General features: G+C 26.9%; 17 protein-coding genes. 1 reads left to right on the top strand and 16 read right to left on the bottom strand.

Going from position 1 to position 20,347, the window contains the following annotated elements; all coding sequences use genetic code 11:
* Nucleotides 1-30: 30 nt before the first annotated feature.
* The 14 genes from ACTG44_RS07585 to ACTG44_RS07520 form a co-directional block, all read right to left on the bottom strand.
* A complete protein-coding gene (locus ACTG44_RS07585) occupies nucleotides 31-774 on the bottom strand; it encodes an aminotransferase class IV (RefSeq protein WP_021384186.1) in 744 nt (247 codons plus the stop codon).
* Complete coding sequence (gene pabB / locus ACTG44_RS07580; protein ID WP_479921531.1) at nucleotides 764-2,113, bottom strand: aminodeoxychorismate synthase component I; 1,350 nt, start codon at nucleotides 2,111-2,113, stop codon at nucleotides 764-766. Before pabB ends, ACTG44_RS07585 begins: the two co-directional genes overlap by 11 nt.
* A 1-nt stretch (nucleotide 2,114) precedes the next feature.
* Nucleotides 2,115-2,699, bottom strand: a complete 585-nt coding sequence (locus ACTG44_RS07575) for an anthranilate synthase component II (RefSeq protein WP_021384194.1) — start codon at nucleotides 2,697-2,699, stop codon at nucleotides 2,115-2,117.
* A gap of 24 nt (nucleotides 2,700-2,723) precedes the next feature.
* Complete coding sequence (locus tag ACTG44_RS07570; RefSeq protein WP_021384191.1) at nucleotides 2,724-3,443, bottom strand: polysaccharide deacetylase family protein; 720 nt, start codon at nucleotides 3,441-3,443, stop codon at nucleotides 2,724-2,726.
* A gap of 27 nt (nucleotides 3,444-3,470) precedes the next feature.
* Nucleotides 3,471-4,535: a CAP domain-containing protein gene (locus ACTG44_RS07565; RefSeq protein WP_479920096.1), complete on the bottom strand. Its 1,065-nt coding sequence runs from the start codon at nucleotides 4,533-4,535 to the stop codon at nucleotides 3,471-3,473.
* 147 nt (nucleotides 4,536-4,682) lie between these two features.
* Nucleotides 4,683-5,492 carry an MORN repeat-containing protein gene (locus tag ACTG44_RS07560; RefSeq protein WP_021384171.1) on the bottom strand — a complete coding sequence of 270 codons (810 nt, stop codon included), beginning with the start codon at nucleotides 5,490-5,492 and terminating at the stop codon, nucleotides 4,683-4,685.
* Nucleotides 5,493-5,733: 241 nt separating this feature from the next.
* Entirely contained in the window at nucleotides 5,734-6,600 is an 867-nt protein-coding gene (locus ACTG44_RS07555; RefSeq protein WP_479918504.1) for a YitT family protein, read from the bottom strand.
* Nucleotides 6,601-7,123: 523 nt separating this feature from the next.
* Nucleotides 7,124-7,813 carry an LrgB family protein gene (locus ACTG44_RS07550; protein WP_044213158.1) on the bottom strand — a complete coding sequence of 230 codons (690 nt, stop codon included), beginning with the start codon at nucleotides 7,811-7,813 and terminating at the stop codon, nucleotides 7,124-7,126.
* Nucleotides 7,806-8,177, bottom strand: a complete 372-nt coding sequence (locus ACTG44_RS07545; RefSeq protein ID WP_021384229.1) for a CidA/LrgA family protein — start codon at nucleotides 8,175-8,177, stop codon at nucleotides 7,806-7,808. The genes ACTG44_RS07550 and ACTG44_RS07545 overlap by 8 nt, the downstream gene beginning before the upstream one ends.
* 179 nt (nucleotides 8,178-8,356) lie before the next feature.
* Entirely contained in the window at nucleotides 8,357-9,754 is a 1,398-nt protein-coding gene (locus ACTG44_RS07540) for a tetratricopeptide repeat protein (protein WP_479918502.1), read from the bottom strand.
* A gap of 130 nt (nucleotides 9,755-9,884) precedes the next feature.
* Nucleotides 9,885-10,478, bottom strand: coding sequence for a helix-turn-helix domain-containing protein (locus ACTG44_RS07535; RefSeq protein WP_021384219.1), 594 nt, complete (start codon nucleotides 10,476-10,478; stop codon nucleotides 9,885-9,887).
* Nucleotides 10,479-10,542: 64 nt separating this feature from the next.
* The gene (locus ACTG44_RS07530) at nucleotides 10,543-12,012 is read right to left on the bottom strand and encodes a VanW family protein (protein ID WP_021384204.1); all 1,470 of its coding nucleotides are present in this window, start codon (nucleotides 12,010-12,012) and stop codon (nucleotides 10,543-10,545) included.
* Between the two features lie 123 nt (nucleotides 12,013-12,135).
* Nucleotides 12,136-13,527: a hypothetical protein gene (locus ACTG44_RS07525; protein WP_021384184.1), complete on the bottom strand. Its 1,392-nt coding sequence runs from the start codon at nucleotides 13,525-13,527 to the stop codon at nucleotides 12,136-12,138.
* Nucleotides 13,528-13,692: 165 nt separating this feature from the next.
* Entirely contained in the window at nucleotides 13,693-13,941 is a 249-nt protein-coding gene (locus ACTG44_RS07520) for a hypothetical protein (RefSeq protein ID WP_044213175.1), read from the bottom strand.
* 265 nt (nucleotides 13,942-14,206) lie between these two features.
* Between ACTG44_RS07520 and ACTG44_RS07515 the strand changes: the two genes are divergently transcribed.
* Nucleotides 14,207-16,297, top strand: coding sequence for a peroxiredoxin (locus ACTG44_RS07515; protein WP_021384223.1), 2,091 nt, complete (start codon nucleotides 14,207-14,209; stop codon nucleotides 16,295-16,297).
* A gap of 203 nt (nucleotides 16,298-16,500) precedes the next feature.
* Here the strand turns inward: ACTG44_RS07515 and ACTG44_RS07510 are convergent, their stop codons facing one another.
* Both ACTG44_RS07510 and ACTG44_RS07505 read right to left on the bottom strand, forming a co-directional pair.
* Complete coding sequence (locus ACTG44_RS07510) at nucleotides 16,501-17,100, bottom strand: ribonuclease H1 domain-containing protein (protein ID WP_479921530.1); 600 nt, start codon at nucleotides 17,098-17,100, stop codon at nucleotides 16,501-16,503.
* A gap of 17 nt (nucleotides 17,101-17,117) precedes the next feature.
* A complete protein-coding gene (locus tag ACTG44_RS07505) occupies nucleotides 17,118-20,237 on the bottom strand; it encodes a helicase C-terminal domain-containing protein (RefSeq protein ID WP_479921529.1) in 3,120 nt (1,039 codons plus the stop codon).
* Nucleotides 20,238-20,347: the final 110 nt, after the last annotated feature.

Raw genomic sequence — 20,347 nt, 5'->3', positions numbered from 1 at the left:
TTATCTCCAACAAATTGTTAATATTTTAATTTATTTTAAGAACTCTAATATTTTATCAAAAATAATATTTTCTTCATCAAATTTTATTTTGTCAATTTCTATAACTTTCATAGCTCCCATAAGACTATTTGTGACAAAAACAAAATCAAAAATGCCAATTTCTGATATATTAATTTCATTTTCTAACAACTCTATATATAATTCGTCACAAATATTTATAATCCTCTTTTTTATTATTCCATTTAATATTGGTAGTTTACCACTAGGAGTATACACTCTTTCTCCTTTTATAAAAAATATATTACTCATAGAACACTCTAAGATTACACCAGCTGAGTTTACAAATATACCATCATTATAACCATTTTTATTGGCAACATTTTTGGTATATATATTTTCAAAATAATTTGTAGTCTTATGTCTATGAATCAAACTATCACCTCTAACGATTGGCGATACAGTTAATCTAAACCCCTTTTCATATGTTTCTTGATTATATGGAATGTCTCTAATAGATATATTGTATCCCTCATCAAAAACAGTAATTCTAAGTGCTTTATCAATAATAGTTTCTTTTTTTATATATGTATTAATTTCATCTATCAAGAAGTCTTTTTCATACTTTATATCTAAGTCTAGGCATCTTATCGAATTAAGCATCCTTTCTATATGGATATTTAAATCTATTGGTATGCCATTTTCAACTTTAATAGTTTCAAATAAACCAATTCCAAATTTGCTTAGACTACTATCAAAACCTACATTATTCTTCATAATATCCCCTCAAAGCCTTCATTATAGATTTTGCTTTATCAATTGTTTCTTGATATTCTTCATCTGGGTCAGAGTCCCAAGTCATTCCTCCTCCAACTTGGAAATAAACTTTTTTATCATCTTTTATTATTGTTCTAATAGCTATATTAAAATCCATATCACCATTAAAACCTATATACCCTATTGAACCAGTATATACGTTTCTTTGTGTTGGTTCCAATTCATCTATGATTTCCATTGCTCTAATCTTGGGTGCTCCTGTTATAGAACCACCTGGAAAAGTAGCTTTTATTATATCAGTAACATCCTTATTGTCTTTTAATTCACCTACAACTGTTGAGACCAAGTGGTTTACATTTGCATATGGTTCAATTACAAATAGTTCTGGAACTTTTACACTCCCAGTTTTAGATATTCTACCAATATCATTTCTTTCTAAATCCACTATCATAAGTAGTTCAGCCCTATCTTTTTCACTATTTTTAAGTTCTTGTTGAAGCTTTAAATCTTCTTCCTTATCTTTACCTCTTGGGCGAGTACCTTTTATTGGTCTAGCTTCTATTTTCTTATTAGTGCATCTTATAAATCTTTCTGGAGAATTTGATAATATATGTACATCTTCAAAGTTTAAAAATGCTCCAAATGGTGCTGGACTAAATCTTCTTAAATCTCTATATAGTTCAAAGCTTGTAAGCTCTGTTTCTCCACTAAACCTTTGTGTCAAGTTAGCTTGGTATATATCCCCTTGTCTTATGTACTCTCTAACATTTTGAACTGCATTTTTAAATTCTTTCTTTGTAAAATTAGATTTAAGTCTTATAGGTTTAACTTCTTTTTCTTGATAGCATATATCATCTATACCTTTTTCTTCTTCTTTTAATATTTTTTGTTCTATGTCATCAATTATCTTTTCTTCTAATTTTATATCTATATCTGGAGTAGCTATGTAAGTTTTTTCCATAAGATGGTCTACAACTATTACATGATTATAAAATCCAAAATATATATCAGGCATCCCAATATCATCTACAGCACTTCTAGGTAATTCTTCCATATAATTACCTAAATCATAAGACAAATATCCTACAGCCCCTCCTATAAATGGAAGGTTAGTATCATTTGTAACTCTATATTTATTTAGTTCTTCTTTTAAAATTTCTAATGGATTTTCGTCAGTATCCTTATATTTTAATACCTTAAATGGCTGGCTACTTATAAAAGAATATCTTCCCAATTTTTCTTTATCCATGGCACTATCTAATATAAAACTGTCATGTTCGTTTCTAAAAATAGTAAATATCTCAAAAGAATTAAGTTTAGTGTTTATCTCTCTTATCATATTACATATGTATCCTTTCTCTAGCTTCTGTTATAAAGTTTTTCAGCATCTCATGACCATATTCTGATAAAATAGCTTCTGGATGAAATTGTACTCCTTCTATTAAGTATTTCTTATGTCTAATTCCCATTATTTCACCTTTATCAGTAGTTGCTGTAACTTCTAGTTCTTCAGGAACTTTATTAGAGTCAATTATTAGTGAATGATACCTAGTGACATTCAAAGGATTTTTAAGCCCGCTAAAAACACCTTTATTAATATGGTTTATACTATGCACTTTTCCATGTACCGGTTGTTGTGCCTTTATAATATCCCCTCCAAAAACATGTCCAATAGTTTGGTGACCCAAACAAATTCCTAGTATAGGCTTTTTCCCTTTAAAATAGTTAACAATATCTATACAAATACCAGCTTCTTTTGGAGAACATGGCCCAGGAGATAACACAATTAACTCTGGATTAATTTTTTCAATATCACTTATTTTGATTTCATTATTTCTCTTTACTACGACTATTTCCCCTAATTCTTCTATATATTGTACTAGGTTATACACAAAAGAATCATAATTGTCTATCATTAAAATCATACTATAAATCTCCCCCCCTAAAAATTATTTTATTAACTCAGAAACTGTTACAAATTTAAAGCCTTTTTCTATCATTTTTGGGATAAACATATCTAAAGCTTTAACTGTATCATTGGTTGCATAATCATGTAAAAGTATTATATCTCCATTTTGTACTTTATTAATTATTTTATCTGCAATACTATTAGCACCTGGATTTTTCCAATCCTTCACATCTACGCCTGTCCATAAGACAACTTTATAGTCATGCTTTTTTGCAATTTCTATTAAATCTTTTTCTCTATAACTTCCAAATGGTGGTCTAAATAATGTAGGTTTCTTTCCAGTCACCTTTTTCAAAATATCTTCACACTTAACAATCTCCTCTTCTATCTGATTAGAATTTAAATTACTTATATCAGGATGATTAAAAGTATGATTACCTATCTCATGACCTTCTTTACTTGCTCTCACTAATGGTTCTTTATACCATTGTGCATGTTTACCAGCTATAAAAAAAGTAGCTTTTACATTATACTTCTTTAATACATCTAAAACTTGGCTAGTTTCTTTTGGATGTGGTCCATCATCAAAGGTAATTGCTATTAATTTTTTTTCTCTTGAACCATGTTTAATTAAAACATTTCCATTAGTATCTGTCATCAAAGCAGAAACTTTACTAAAATTAGATATTAGTATTATTCCGCAAAACAAAGCTATTGCTACTATACACTTATATGTTGTCCTTTTCTTCCATGGTGTCATTTTTAGACTTCCTTTCAAATAGTTTAGTTATTTATAAAAATTTTGAGTGTAATATGTTTTATAGCTTCCTCCAAATATTACTCCAACTCCAATATTATTATAATTCCCCAAAATATTTTTTCTATGACCTTCAGAATTCATCCAAGCTTCATGTGCATATATTGCATTAATTTGTCCTGCTGCTATGTTTTCCCCAGCTGAGGTATATACTATTCCTTCTCTTTTCATTCTATCAAATGGAGTTTCATCGTTCTTATTTATATGGTCAAAAAAATTATTATCTCTCATATCTTTACTATGTTTTCTTGAACTTAATGTAGCCTGTTCACTGTATCTCAATGAGTTTAAACTCCTTTGATTTCTAACACTATTTACAAGGTCTATAACTTCAAGTTCAAAACATTTTTTGAGTTCTTCTCTATCTTCTGGATATAATCCTTTAAACTCATCTTCAGTCGTTTTATCAATTATTAAATACGAACAAACTCTATTTTTTTCATGAATATCGTAGAAAATTGTAATATACTTGCCTTCTTTATTTATTATATCATATTGATTTTCTGAGTTTATTATATATCTAGTATTTCCTTTTCTCTTATATTTTAATGGTGTAATCTTAGTTCTTACTGTTTGTCTATCTTGATTTATTTTTATATCTTGATTTTCACATGAATTCATAGAGTTACTGTAAAGTGCCACTACTTCATTATTTTCAACACCAACCATTGCAAATTCTTTTCCATACTGATTATATACATACCAATCAAAACCATATTCACTAGTATCAATTCTACCAGGTTTGCCAATATTTGAAAAAACTTGATTTAAATTTTCTCCTAAAGTTATTTTTTCAAAGTTCTTTATATCTGATTCTCCTAAATTTTCATTTTCAGCATTATTTAATTGTAAATTTTGATTCTTTTCTTTTTTTTCTTTGTCAGAATTACCATTTATATTTATCTTGTCTAAAAATTCATTCCATATTTCACTTTGAGAAATTTTGTCTTTTATATCATATACTTCTTCTAATAGTTCAGGGCTATAAAATAAAACAATAAGTACTACTAACACTAAAGCAATTAATTTCTTCAATATATCCCTCCTTCATAAAATTAAACAAAAACTTTTTAATATTACATTTATTGCACTAATATTGATAATATATACTAATTAATAGTATTAATACCTATTTGTATTTAGTAAGTATTATAAAAAAGCTTTACCTACTAATAGATAAAGCTACAGTCTTAAAGAAAATATTTCATCTAATGTTCTATCAAAAATGGATGGTTTATCAAATTTCCAAGTACCTTCATAAACCAATTCATTATTTAGATAAAAAGTTCCTTGCCCATGTTTTTTCCCATGCATAAATTCACCTACATATTTCTTACCTTTTTCCCATATATAAGTCCCCTTACCATGAACCAAATTGTTCTTCCAATCTCCTTCATAAAGTATTTCACCTTCACTATTGTAACAAATACCATAGCCTTCCATTTTTCCACCTTTAAACTCACCTGCATATATACATCCATCACTCCACTTATAAATACCTTTTCCATCTTTCTTACCATTTTTCCAAGTTCCAATATACTCATCTTTACTATTATAGAGCATATTTCCAACACCATTCATCGTATCTTCCTCAAAATTACCTATATATTCATTCCCATTTGAAAATATAAAGCTTCCTTTTCCACTTTTTTTATCTTGTTTGAACTCTCCTATGTACTCCATCTCTGTTCCTTCATCTACAAAAAAAGTATATGAACCTTGACCTTCCATCTTTCCCTCTAAAAATTTGCCTACATATATATCTCCATTTGAAAATTTATATATTTTATTTTTCGGTTTTTTTGTGTCGACATCATCTATATCACGAATTGTTTTTCCTTCTAATTCTAACACTTCATTTTCTGGAGCAAAATCTCCCTTTTTTAAAACACGTTTCTTCATGTTCTTTATACTTTTAATCTCTTTATTTACTTCATTTATATATTTCAAATAATTATCATACAAATTAACATATTCTTTAGATAAATTCATAATGCCATTCCTCCAACGTTATTACTAGATATTTTACTAAATCCATTAAATTTATTATATCCTAATAGTGGTCATGTTTTCTACATATTAAGTAATTTTTTCAATTTTAATTTTAAAATAGCATCTTTTAAAGTGATACACAAATCATTAATAAAAGCTTTATGTTCCACCTATTAAATTTAAATAAGCTGAGAGCTATAATATATAAATTTATATTATAGCTCTCAGCCTGTAAAATTTTCTATAAATCTTTTGCTTTAAATCCTCTTCCTTTTACCTCTGTAACATCATTTACAGATATAAAAGCTTTTTTATCATACTTCAAAGCTATATCTTTTATCTTTGGTATCTCATTTGATGAAACTATTGTATATATAATTTTCTTTTTTTGATGAGTATATGCACCTTCTGCATCTAAAAAAGTTACACCTCTAACTAAACTCTTCATTATGTCTTCCGCTATTAAATCGACTTCATTTGACATTACCATGACAGATTTTTGATAATTCATTGCATCCTTAATAAAACTCATTGAATACGCATTTAGAAATAAACCTATAAGAGTATATAATGCTAAATCTAATCCAAATAAGAAACTTCCTGTAAGTACTATTAACCCATTTATCGCTAAAGCAGTATCTTTCATTTCTATGTTCTTCTTAATTTTTAGTATTGCGGCTATTATGTCTGTACCACCTTGGGAAGACCTAGTTCTAAATACAACCCCAACACCTAAACCAGATAGTATACCACCATATACACTTTGAAGTAATATATCATGTATAGGTATAATCTGACTTATTTCCTGAGTTGCACCTAATAATAATGAAAATACAATCATATTTATTAAACTTGAAATACAAAACTCTTTTTCAAGGTATATGAACCCTAAAATAAATATTGGAATATTGATTAAAAATGTTAATAGACCCACATTTATATTTGTCAAATAGTTTATAGATGTTGCTATACCTGTAGCACCTCCACTAAGTAGATGTGCTGGTCTTAAGAACCCATTTATACCTATAGATGTCATCAACATCCCAAATAGCATTGTTAAATATCTTAAAGCTGGATGTTTTTGTAGGGTATTCTTAACTTCACTCATTTCTTTCTCCCTTCAATCTTTCTAAATCTTTAGAATTTTAAAAACTTATTTTTACATATATTATATTATTCCTGATGTAATAGATAATATTTCAAATAAATTTTTTATACAATTTCTTGAACTGTCATCTATTACATCATCTATTATAGTATCTTTTTCATATATGTCTAGTGCAATTTTTTATATTTTAATCTGTAAAAACGTTCAAATCATCTCATTTATGCTTTAAATGAAAATTCTTCTAGCACAATATGATACTACTTATTATTTAACTTGCAATATAGTAAATTTATAGTATTTTTTTCTAAATATCTCTTTTTACAGTAATTTATCTTATCTTAGCAAATTCAAATTTAGTAATTATCTGTTCATAATTAATTGGTAAATGAAATTTTTGTTTTTATAATTTCAGTATATGATTTTTTTATTTCATTATTTGCATTTTTTTCATTCAATTTTTATTTTAAATTTTTTTTATTTTATTTTGTTTTAAGTATCCACAATACTAATTTTAATCTTATTTTTATATAAAATTCATTATAATTGGAATTAATATTACTGTAATTGTACCAGATACCCCAATAGAAACACCACTCATAGCTCCTTCCACTTCTCCAAGTTCAAAAGCTTTTGTAGTCCCTAGAGCATGTGCAGACGTTCCAAGTGCAATCCCTTTAGCAACTGGATGATTTATATTTCCAAGTTTAAATACTGTAGAAGCAAGCATTCCACCAAAGATACCTGTAAAAATTATAGCCACAACTGTTATTGACTCTACACCATTTAAAGAATTTGCTAAAGATATTCCCATTGGTGTTGTTATAGATTTTGGAATCAAAGAGTTTATAATACTTACATCTGAATTAGCTATCCTACCAATTATCAATACAGATATAAAAGAAATTACTATACCACAACCTATACCTACAATAATTTCAACCATATACTTTTTAAATAATTCAAATTGCTTATAAAGTGGAACTGCAAGTACTACTGTAACAGGACCTAGAAAGAAATTTATACTATCTGCTCCTATCTTGTAGTTCTCATAAGGAATTTTAGTTATGCTTAAAAACACTATTATTCCTACGATTGCAATTAACATGGGATTACATATAGGATTGTTTGTTTTTCGTTGAATATATCTCCCTAAATTAAAAAATACTATTGTTACTATTATGCCAAACACTGGCGTTTGTAATACATTATACATCTTTTTGTCCTTCTTCCTTCTTTTTTATCATCTTTTCTACTATAACTCCAGTAGCATACATCACTATTAGCGTACTTAAACATATGACTAATAAAAGCACTAGTACATTTTCCCTTATTAGGTCTAATGATTTTATGAGTGATACACCCGCTGGTATAAAAAATACAGCCATATTATCAAGGAAAAATCCACTTATATTTTCTATACTACTTAAATCTAATACTTTAAATTGTAGTAGTAAAAATAATAATAACATCCCAACTATACTCCCAGGAATAAGTATAATTCCTTGTATAAAGGAACTTATATACTCTCCTATAACCCATATACTTAAAATTATTACTAATTGATTGAAAACTTTCATTTTCCACCTCCAAAAACTAAAGAGATTGCTTCAAATCATATATTTGTAGTTTTTTCAACAAGCAAATATCTTTCTTCAAATAGAAAGTTATAATTTGATACAATCTCTTTTAAATTTATTTTTATTTTAATTTAATAAAATACATGCTTGGTTGTTTCAAAAAACTTAACTTTATAAACCTATTTTTCACTTAAAATCTCTTTTATTTTTGAATTGTTATACATACTGTCTGGAACTTCACTTCTTAAACTATAAAAAGTTTGTTGTGCATTTTTCAAATCACCATTATCATAATAAAGCATACCCAGCTCATAATATGAATCATCATAATACTGGTCGTGTTTAGTATAAGTATTTATATACTTTTTATAATATTTTATGGCTTCATCTTTATTTCCTAATAACTTATTTGTTATGGCTAGTTGATATATTGATTCAGAAATATATTTTTTAGTTTTACCAGAAGAAACTACACTTTTAAAATTATCTATAGCTTTTTCATATTCTTTATTTTTCTTTAAATCTAGAGCTTGATAGTATAAATCTTCTTCATCAGCTACAGTTATATCTCTTTCTGGTTCTTTATTTTTAGCTTCACTTAACTCTTTATTCGTTTTTTCTAATTTTTCACTTGTTTCTCCCAGCTTTTTATCAGTTTCATTTAGCTTTTCATCTTTACTACTTATTTGATTATTTAAATTTTCTATTCTCTTTTTACTTTGAATCAAATATACACCCATACCTATTAAAACACAAACAACTATAATATATGGTAAAATATTTTTCTTCTTTTTAACTTTTTTTACTTCTTCCTTTTTACTTATGCTTTCTTTTTCATCCTCATTATTTTCAAATACTGGATTATCTTTATCTAACTCTTTAAGCTTATCTAAGTATCCTTCTCTCTTCTTTACATTGCCTAGCTTATCATACAACAAAGATAAAATTACATATGGTTCTATTAGTTCAGGTTCTTCCTCAATTATATTCTCCAAAATATGTATTGACTCATAATTTAATTCTTCATTTATAAATCTTATAGAATGATTGTACCTTCCTAAAAATGTTTTAAAATCTTCAGATGAAATTAGATTTACATATTTTCTCGATATATGGTTATTTTCATAACATAAAGCTGTATAAAAGCTCTCAAATGACTTAGCAAAGTCACATTTTAATAGCTTTAAAAGACCTCTAAGATTTAGTATATCAACATCTTTAGGATTTATTTCTAAAGCTTTGTTCGCCATATTAATAGCACTAGTTATATAGTTTTTATATGCCAAATCTAATGCATTATTATATCTTTTGTATGATTCTAATTTTAATTCCTTTGATGTTGTGTCTGACTTTGAATTTAAAGCTCCTTGTAAGTTCAATAGTGTCTCTTCTTTATAATTTGTAGTCACATAACTCTGTTTTAATGTTTTTAGTGTCTCATCACCATCTTCTTCTTCTATGTTAAAAAAAGTCAAATCACTTTTATTATCTTCTATCAAAGATATATCTAAAATTTTTCTAGGCATGTTTTCTATATCCTGTTTTATATCTTTAACTAAAATAATACTCACCTCCACTCTAAAATATATATTTAAGATAACATATTTAATATATCAAGTCAAAACTATACATATTTTGCCATTATTCCCATAATAAAAAAGGTAATCCTCTTCTTCTCGTGAAAAGGTTACCTCTTTTTCAATATTACTAACTTTTAATGTTGAATTTTTTTACTTTTCTATACAGTGTAGCTATACCTATATTTAAAGCCTCTGCTACCTTTTTCATACCTTCTGTGTTACTTCCATATTTTTTTATAGCCTTTTCTATAGCTTCCCTCTCAAGGTCATCCATAGTCTTAACTTCTTGTTTATATAATTCATCTAGTTTAAACGATATTAAGTCAGACATACTTCTTATAAAAGCAGTTAATTCCTTGTCTTTTGAAAGTATTTTCTCCTTTTGCTCTTCATTAAATGCAGCTATACCCAAAATTCCAAGTATATGTTCTCCCATTTTAACAGGAGTACATATATCAGCTAACTCTTTACAATTTTCTCTATTTGCACATTTATTACAGTTCTCTTCTATTTCCTTATTTATAACATAGGATTTTCCATCTTTTAAAACAAGAGAGTATACTGATTTCTCTGAGATTGTCTCTCCTATTTTACCTCTGAATATTCCTGTACCTGCTATCCTAGTTAAATCTTTTGTAACTAAAGTAACATCTACATCCAACACATTAGAAATATTCTCGCAAATACTTTGAACGTAATTCGTTATATTATTTAAATTCAAAGTAATCCCTCCTATTTAGATTTATATTTTTTAACACTCTACATAAATCCTATTCTTGAGAACTTTAAGCTTGCGGTTGTGGTTGTGTCTCATTAGGCTTATTATCAGTTGGTGGTGTTTCTGGTTTTTGCTGATTATCTTGATTTTGATTATTTGTGTTTTGATTATTTTTATTTTCATCTGTCTTTGGTTTTTCTTCTGGTTTTGGTTCCATAGTTCCAACTAATATAATACCTTCCTTCTTAGGATAATATGAATTAGCTATTTTTTCAGTTTTAATTTTCTTGCCATTAGCGTCATTAAATGTTCTATATGTTGATACAGAGTATGCATTTCTTCCGCTTTTATCCACTTTTTCTTTACCTTTAGGCATTGTAGAATCATTAACTCTTTTCATTGTAGTTTGTGAAACACCATCTAATTTTGTTGATATTGTTATGTTTTGTTTGTCTTCTGCACTTCCATATATATTGCAAACAATTTGATTCCCTGAAACGTAATTTTTTATGTAAACTGGATGCTTTAGATTATTTTTAAATAAGAAATCTATTCCACTATCTGCAACAGTTGCATCTCTTCCTTTTGGAACATAACTTGATGGTATTGTATGATTTTTTACATTAACAATTTCTAAACCTGCATATAACACAGAATTATATAATGTTGATGAAACTTGACAAACTCCTCCACCATAGTCTTCTTCCATCTCACCCTCCATTATTACAGGTGCACTCTTATATCCATTTTCTTTACTTCTTTTACCTGTATGATTGTTAAATGAGAAAGTTTCTCCTGGCATAAGCAACACATTACTTATGTTATCTGTTGCTAATTTTATATTTATACTTCTATTTACTTGAGAAGTCTTAAATGTTGTTGAATACGTACCTAAATTTGTGTCTATTTTAGCAAGTTGTTCTTTTTTTATCTTTGCTTGAGTAGCTTTTACTACTAATTTATTCTTATAGTTACCTTTTTTAGTTTGATTATCAAAACTTTCCATACTCTTAGAAATGTCCATTTTAAGACCATCAGAGTCTGGCACAACTTTTACTTTTTCTCCACTTATATCAAGTGTTGCATCTTTTACGTCTACATCTATTTCTTTAGCTATCTTTTCCATCTCTGATTTTAGCTTATTTTTATCATAGTTTATCACTACTACTAAGTTACTCTTCTTTCCAAAATTTGCTGAAATAGTTTTTGATAGATTTCCAAAGAAACCATTCTTTCTATTTAAATTATATGCATTTTCTACTGTTTTATCCAAATCTGTAGATAAATTTAAATCTTTGCTTTTAACTTTCCAGTTTTTATCATTGTAGATAAACTCAACATTTTCTAATTTGTATTTTTTACTTAACTCCTGTTTTGCTTGTGCTTTAGTTAATTTGCCAATATTTACTCCATTAACATATGTGTTTTTCGCTATTTTCTCCCCTTTAAATTGCATACACATTACACCCATAAAAATTATGACTACTAATGCTACAGCTCCAATAGCTATAACTAGCTTTTTGTTCACATTACTCATCCCATACTTCTCCTTACAATAAAATTATTTATATACACCTACTATTATATTACTACATAATCTGCCTTAAAAACCCAAAAACTTTTTAATTATATAATAATTTAACATTATTAATATAATTAATTAATATTCATTTAGACCTTTTTCTGATATGGCATATATTTTTTCATTGTAAATATTAACCGCGTAAACCTCTTTACCTTTAAACAATCCTTTGTTTACTACAGCATAATAATAAATATTTTTATATTTTCCAAATAATTCTTCTAAAGTTTTTTTACTTTTTACATATCTGTCAGCTTTCTCTATATCTAATATCTCAACCTTTTTATATTTATTTTCTTTTTCATCAAGAGTATTAGTTAATACAAACTTAGCTTTATCTTTAGTAATACCAAATTGATAGCTTCCATCCTCTAATACTCTAAAGTACCCATCTCCATAGTCTACTTTGTAATCTTTTTTACCATCTTTATATGAATATAAATCTTTAGTTTTTGCACTCACTAATACCTCATTTATTAATTTATCATATTCATATACTTCGGCATAATAGTATTTATTATTTTTTATCATTTGTGGAAGTGAGTTTATAGATAGATTTGACTTGTCTTTGCCACTTTTTTTGGATATTACATTTATAATGTCATCAGATGTTAAAGTATACAATGATAAATTCTTTTTATATTTTTTCTCTAAACTTTGTACCTTTTCATCATCTGAATAGTCTTCTTTTAAATACTCTATATACTGTAATGCTCTTTCATAGTCTCCAGAAGTGTTTGCCTCTTCAGCTTTACTTATATAGTAATCATACATTTCCTCAATGCATTGCTTTTTAGCATTTTGAGCCATATTATAATACTTCTCATCTTCTTTTAATACTTTATTATACTTTTCAATAGCTTCATAATACTTATAGACCTTTTGGTCTTTGACTGCAGAATCATAAACATCTCTAGATTCCTTGATTGTTTCTATATTCTGTTTGTATACATCTAAATTACTACCCACGCCATTTAATATCGAAACAGTGTTTATGTAATTAATGGCAATATCATAAGTAGTATTCTCTTCCTTATACATTTCCTTAACTCTATCAGCCTGAACTAATAAATCATCCATATCTATATTTATTTTATTTAACTCTTTTACTGTATTTATTAATCCAATAAAACTTTCTTGACTTATATCTCCATCTAAATATTTATCTCCACTGTTTAATAACAATTTGTTTATTTTTTTAGAAACAGACTTATTGAATCTTTCCATTTTCGAGTCAGAAAACTTCTTTTCTATGCTTGCATAGTAATCAACAGCTACAGAATACTGTCTTTTGTCTATAATTTTCAACAACTCATTAGCTTCATTTCCTACACTAAATTCATTACTACTTAAGAAAAATACTATCATTAAAACAATTACGCCTAATACTGATAATGAAATTGCAACTATAGACTTTCTTTTTTCATCAATAAAATCTACAGCTTTTTCAAATAAATCTCTAAAATTCATTATAGTTCCCTCTCCATTTAGCAATATTTATATTTTATGGTAAACTAAATTTCTTATTGGTTATTATATCATAATTCTTGAAAAAAAATAAAAACACAAGTTAAATCGTGTTTTTATTTTACCTATCAATCATTATTTTATACATAAATATTTCCTTTACATAAATTATGATATCTTTCTGTTTATATCTCTAGAATGACTTTTCTGTTTTTTATTAGCATTGACATTTTTCATTCTTGTTTTATGTATAGTTTTATTATCAAATATTTTTCTAGCATTGCATAAAACAATTCCAGTTGTTAAACAAACTGTAAGTACACTTCCCATCAAAAAGTAATAATCCAATCCTATATGTACTCCCATAACTGAATTTATTAATACTAATGCAAAAGTCATTGCAAAACATATCATCATGGAGATAACTAAAATTCTTAGAATTTTTTTCAATTCAATCACCTCGTATAATCGCTAATATTGACACTACCCCTTATCCATTACTATACCAAATTAGTAAAAAAATAGCAATTACTATTGTCATTTATGTTAGGAAAATATTAAATATTTTTAATAAATATCTTTTTTTGACATTAGGATTCCTTAATTTTTAATAAAGTAGTAACACTAATCTCTATTAATTAATAGAATAAAATAAATGATAATTTATTGAGGGGTGATTTACATGCCAAATTTGCCAAGTTTAGGATCAAAGGCTCCTGATTTTAAAGCCAATACAACAAACGGCCCTATTAGACTCTCTGATTATAAAGGTAATTGGATTGTTTTATTTTCACATCCTGGTGATTTTACACCAGTTTGTACTACAGAATTTTTGTGTTTTGCTAAATATTATGACGAATTTAAAAAAAGAAATACGGAATTAATTGGTCTAAGCGTTGATAGCAATAGTTCACATCTTGCTTGGATGTACAATATCTCTTTACTTACAGGTGTAGAAATACCATTTCCTATTATAGAAGACAGAGATATGAGAATTGCAAAATTATATGGTATGATATCAAAACCAATGAGTGATACATCAACTGTTCGTTCTGTATTTATTATAGATAATAATCAAATTTTAAGAACGATTCTTTATTATCCACTGACTACAGGAAGAAATATCCCAGAAATACTTAGAATAGTAGATGCTCTTCAAACTAGTGATAGAGACAACATCGTTACACCTGCAAACTGGTTTCCTGGTATGCCAGTGATTCTACCATATCCTAAAAACTATAAAGAATTAAAAAATAGGGTTAACAGCTGTAATAAGAAATATTCCTGCATGGACTGGTACTTATGTTTTGTACCAGATAATTATAATGACGAAGAATTAAATAAGAAGATTGATAATAATTGTAGCTGGAATACAGAACATACTAAAAACATTGAAAATAAATCTGATTGCGAGAATAAAAATACTGACTATATGAATAAAACTCATGATTGTAAAGAAAATCACAACAATGATATTAAAAAAGATTGTAACTGTGAACAGAAGCACACTAAAAATACCAATAAAACTTCTAACTCTAAACAAAGCAAACTCAAAGATAAATCTTGTGATGCAATAAATTATAACTACGATAAAGAAGATAGTAGTTATGAAGATTTTTATAAACAAAATTATAAAAACTATGATTATACTAGTGAAAAAAATACTAAAAAAATAGCTATGAAGACTTTGAAAGATTCAAAAAAATTAGCTAGACCACAAATAACAGACCCATACAATCCAATAGTTGAAAATGCAAATTGTCCAGATATAAGTCCAATTGTGGCAGAATATGTTCTTGGTAATCCGACTAATGTAGATGCTCAACTATTGGATGCAGTTATCTTTGCCTTTGCAGAGATAGACCAGTCTGGCAATTTATTTATTCCTTATCCTAGATTTTTAAATCAATTACTTGCTCTTAAAGGTGAAAAACCTAGCTTAAAAGTAATTGTAGCTATCGGAGGTTGGGGAGCTGAGGGCTTCTCTGATGCAGCATTAACTCCTACATCTAGATATAATTTTGCAAGACAGGTTAATCAGATGATAAATGAATATGCTTTAGACGGAGTTGATATAGACTGGGAATATCCTGGAAGTAGTGCATCTGGAATAGTATCAAGACCTCAGGATAGAGAAAACTTTACACTTTTATTGACAGCCATAAGAGATGTTATAGGAGATGAAAAATGGCTTAGTGTGGCTGGAACAGGAGATAGAGGATATATAAATTCAAGTGCTGAAATAGATAAAATAGCACCAATAATAGATTATTTTAATCTTATGAGTTATGATTTTACAGCAGGTGAGACAGGTCCAAATGGTAGAAAACATCAAGCAAATCTTTTTGAATCTGATTTATCTTTACCAGGATATAGCGTTGATATAATGGTAAGAAATCTTGAAAATGCTGGAATGCCTTCTGAAAAAATACTTCTTGGCATACCATTTTACGGAAGATTAGGTGCTACTATAACAAGAACTTATGATGAACTTAGAAGAGATTATATAAATAAAAACGGGTATGAATATAGATTTGATAATGTTGCTCAAGTTCCATATTTAGTTAGGGATGGAGAGTTTGCAATGTCCTATGATGATTCCTTATCCATCTTCTTAAAAACTCAATATGTTCTCAGAAATTGTCTAGGTGGTGTATTTTCATGGACATCAACTTATGACCAAGCAAATATATTGGCTAGAACTATGTCAATTGGTATAAATGACCCTGAGGTATTAAAGGAAGAACTTGAAGGTATATATGGTCAATTCTAACAGAATGTAAGAAATTTTATAGTTTTATTGTATGAAAGAAGCAGATTGTATTATATTAAATAAACTATATCTAATTAATAATACTATTGATTATTTATAAATTAGATGCTTATTTTGCTATAATACAATTCTGCTTTTTTAATTATAACTTAAGAATTTAAATCTATACTTATGACAACTTACTATATATCAACAATTTTTTGTTATACACCAATAGCTTTTTTTGCTAATTTATCAGCTTCTTCATTATATTTATTTCCAGAGTGAGCTTTAACCTTTGTAAATTTCACATTTAATTTATTTTTAATACTGTCATAAAAATTTTTATATGCTATAGTTCCTTCTTTATTTGTTTTCCAAACTCCAGTACACCACTTTTCAATACCTTCATAGTCAAAATATAAAATCAGGTTTTGAATATTATTCTCAATACAGTATTGCATTGCAATTTTAGAAGCCTCTATTTCTCCAGCTACGTTTCTCATTCCTACAAGAGTTTCCTCTTTTCCTTTTTCACTATATGTTTTTATAACTTCATTATTTTTTAAAATCACAACACCAGAACCATACATCTTTATTGAATGTTCATAGCTTCCATCTACATATGCTTCTATAAATTCTTCATCTTCTTTAAAGTTCAATTTTTCTGACCCATAAATATACTCTTTTGCTTCTTGTAAAGTAGGAAAACTCTTATATTCAGCTCCTGAAAATCCATTCACCTGTTTTTTGCACTCATCCCATGTATTATATACGCCTATACTTTTACCCTTTTTTACAGCATAAAACTTTTGTTTTGCCAAATATATCACTCCCACGCTTAGTTTTTATGTTCTTCTCTCATAAATATGTCTAAATTTATCAGATAGCTCTTATCAAAATACTTTACTTTCATATCTTTGTTTATAATATCTATATAATACACTTCCCCTTTTATAGCTCTTTGTCTTATATTTTCATTCATGTCTTTTCTTATGATATCCTTATCAACATCATTATTATCTATTCTAGCATCGACATTTAACGCTTTTACAGTATCAAATATAACAGATTTTAGTATCAAACTTCTAGATTTATTTAAATGTTGCTTTACATAAGTATAAAATTCATTACTTTTCATCTTTGAAATTTTACAACCATGCAAATCTTTCTCCAATCTCTTCAGTACACTTATATTAGTTCCTACATCAAAAATCACAAAACATCCATAGTCGTATTTACTTCTTAAAATTCTTCCCATAGCTTGTTTTACTTTTATGGTCATTTGAGGGTAATTTATGGTGTAGTAATCTATATTATACTTCTTCATTATAGTAAAATACAAAGGGTCTTTGGGATTTAGATTTGGAAGCTTGTCTAAAGTTACACAAACCAAACCATCTCCTGGAATATCTACGCCCTCAAAACATCCTTTTGAACCAAGTACTACACACTTTCGATTCAAATCATTAAGATGTCTAATACCCTTTTTATCAGCATAAATTTCTAAATTAAAACCATGTAAATATTTTTTCAATATTTCATAAGTCTTTTCTTGTCTGTCTTTACTATTAAAAAGAGCTAGTGTATGACCTTCTGTAATTTGTGATATATTAGATATAATTTTACTCATTTCATTTGGAAATTCAGTATTTCTATACTCACATATATCAGAGAAAGCAACTACAGATACCATATTTTTATAATCAAAAATTGGCTCTATAATCTTTTCTACATTCTTAACCCTATCTATTCCTAATGTATTTTTAAAATAAGACATATTTTCAGATAAACTCAAGGTTGCAGATAAAAATATTCCTTTTTCTAATTGAGATAAAATATTTTCTTCAAATAAATCTGCTATTTTTAATGGAACTACTCTAAATTCAAAATCATTATAACTTTTATCAATTTCAACTATCCTTGCATAATCATCCTTTTCATCATATTCTAAAAATATTTCAAATATAATTTTTATATCCTCTAAGTCTCTAGCCTTTGCTTTTCCAAATTTATATATGTCGGTTTCTTTATCTATATTATCATCATCAATATTTCTATAAATTGTTATTATTATTACAACTAAATTTTTTATTATTTTTTCACAACTTGATTTTATCTTTTCACTATACAATCTATAACTTATTTCAGTATCTATGCCATCTTTTTTTAGTTTTCCCACAATTTCATCTATTTGCAGATTTAATTCCCATCTTAAATTATAATTGCTTACACTATTATATTCATTACAGCTACCAAAGTCTAATATTGAATCTATCTCTTCAAGAATAAGATTTATACTTCTAGCAATTTTTTGTTTATCTTTTCTTTCAATTTTTAATATATGATAAAATTTATCAAAAGCCTTTATTTTTCTCATATTTTTACTATATTTTTTATATATGAAGCTACTATCTTGAATGAATTCATATGGATAAATTTCTTGCAATAAATATCTTAAAGACTTTGAATTTATAATGCTTGAAAAGAAATCATATCCCTTTTCAGTCAAATTATGTGCTTCATCTACTATTATATGTTCTAGAGGTTTTTCATCTTTATATGGCCATTTAGCTAATAAAGAATGGTTTACTACTGTTATATGTTCTTCTTTCAATTCTTCTGTCCTTTTCTTATATAGGCAATCTTTTTTACACTTTTTAGGTCTACACATGTTTGGGTCACAACTTATATTTCTTAGGTGTACATTTATTTCCTTAAAATTATCCAACACCCAATAATTTATTTCTTCTATATCTCCATGTTTACCACCTTCAACTAATCTCTCTAAAAATATTAAAGATAATATTTCTCCCTTAGTAGGTTCTTGAGACTCATAGTCTGCTATATATGCTTCCAGTCTATCTATGCAAATATAGTTATTTTTTCCTTTTATATATCCATAACTTACTTTTCCATTTAGACCTAAAGAATCTAACACATTTGGAATATCTTTATTTATTAATTGTATCTGTAATTCCTTTGTATCAGTAGAAATTAACAACCTTTTTTTATTAATTCTAGCTTCTAATATCGCAGGTAATAAATATCCTACACTTTTACCTATACCAGTTGGCGCTTCTATACATGCAATTTTTTCTTCATCTTCATTATTTCTAAACAACTCTCTTATTGTTTTGGTAAGCTCATACTGACCTGATCTATACTCATATGTAAATCCTTCTTTATTCTCCCATATGGTTTTGTATTTTAATAATTCTTCATAATTTTTTTCTTCCTCATTTAAAATTTTTAAGGTTTCTCTTTCTTTTTTCTTCTCTTCCTTTGAGTTAAATTCTTTATATTCTTTTTTTATATTTATATTATCTGATAAATCATAGTTTGCCTCTTCTAAAAATTTGCTCCATTCCCATGTTAAAAGATTAAACTTCTTAAGATAAGAATTTATTTTAAAACTCAATGGTTCTAGAGTAGTTTTTTCATAATTATTAAATCTTACCAGAAGACAATTTACAATATTTACGATATCAATTGCATCTGACAACGCTCTATTTTTTACTTTATAATCATAGTTGGTTAAATTATTTTTTAAATACTCCAAGCTATACTCTTTATGATATGGTTCTAAAATAACTGCTAATTCAATTAAATCAATAAATTTATTTTTTAACTTTGGCATATGATACTCAAAAAACTTTCTTTTCAAGCTTAAATCATGACATATAATCACGCTATCTTCTACAAAATTTATAAGTCTATCTTCGACTTTTTCTATCTCATAAGCTGTTTCTAAATCACTTTTATTTAAATTACTACATAGTGAAAATACTTCTATAGGTACATCATACTTATTTTTTATTAATGATTGATATGTATCTATCTTCCAATCTTTAACCTTAACAGCTCCAACTTCTAAAATTTCTGAATTTAGATAATCTAATCCACTAATTTCTATATCTAAAAAAACAACATTATTCAATACACTTATTATATTATCCATTTTTATATCCCTTCAAGTTAAACAAGTCTAACTTATATACAATGATTGCTCTTTATATTTTATCATTTATATGTACTTTATTTAATATAATTAATATTAATTTTATATAT

Source organism: Clostridioides sp. LIBA-2809 (assembly GCF_056688965.1).
Note: the sequence above shows the minus strand (reverse complement) of the source record. Positions and strands in the feature narration are given on the sequence as shown.

What these genes read in the sequence shown, in the direction of transcription:
- ACTG44_RS07525 (WP_021384184.1), bottom strand. Translation starts at nt 13,527, where the DNA reads ATGAATTTTAGAGATTTATTTGAAAAAGCTGTAGATTTTATTGATGAA.
- ACTG44_RS07530 (WP_021384204.1), bottom strand. Translation starts at nt 12,012, where the DNA reads ATGAGTAATGTGAACAAAAAGCTAGTTATAGCTATTGGAGCTGTAGCA.
- pabB (WP_479921531.1), bottom strand. Translation starts at nt 2,113, where the DNA reads ATGATAAGAGAGATAAACACTAAACTTAATTCTTTTGAGATATTTACT.
- ACTG44_RS07585 (WP_021384186.1), bottom strand. Translation starts at nt 774, where the DNA reads ATGAAGAATAATGTAGGTTTTGATAGTAGTCTAAGCAAATTTGGAATT.
- ACTG44_RS07520 (WP_044213175.1), bottom strand. Translation starts at nt 13,941, where the DNA reads ATGATGATATGTTTTGCAATGACTTTTGCATTAGTATTAATAAATTCA.
- ACTG44_RS07515 (WP_021384223.1), top strand. Translation starts at nt 14,207, where the DNA reads ATGCCAAATTTGCCAAGTTTAGGATCAAAGGCTCCTGATTTTAAAGCC.
- ACTG44_RS07555 (WP_479918504.1), bottom strand. Translation starts at nt 6,600, where the DNA reads ATGAGTGAAGTTAAGAATACCCTACAAAAACATCCAGCTTTAAGATAT.
- ACTG44_RS07575 (WP_021384194.1), bottom strand. Translation starts at nt 2,699, where the DNA reads ATGATTTTAATGATAGACAATTATGATTCTTTTGTGTATAACCTAGTA.
- ACTG44_RS07545 (WP_021384229.1), bottom strand. Translation starts at nt 8,177, where the DNA reads ATGAAAGTTTTCAATCAATTAGTAATAATTTTAAGTATATGGGTTATA.
- ACTG44_RS07550 (WP_044213158.1), bottom strand. Translation starts at nt 7,813, where the DNA reads ATGTATAATGTATTACAAACGCCAGTGTTTGGCATAATAGTAACAATA.
- ACTG44_RS07505 (WP_479921529.1), bottom strand. Translation starts at nt 20,237, where the DNA reads ATGGATAATATAATAAGTGTATTGAATAATGTTGTTTTTTTAGATATA.
- ACTG44_RS07560 (WP_021384171.1), bottom strand. Translation starts at nt 5,492, where the DNA reads ATGAATTTATCTAAAGAATATGTTAATTTGTATGATAATTATTTGAAA.
- ACTG44_RS07570 (WP_021384191.1), bottom strand. Translation starts at nt 3,443, where the DNA reads ATGACACCATGGAAGAAAAGGACAACATATAAGTGTATAGTAGCAATA.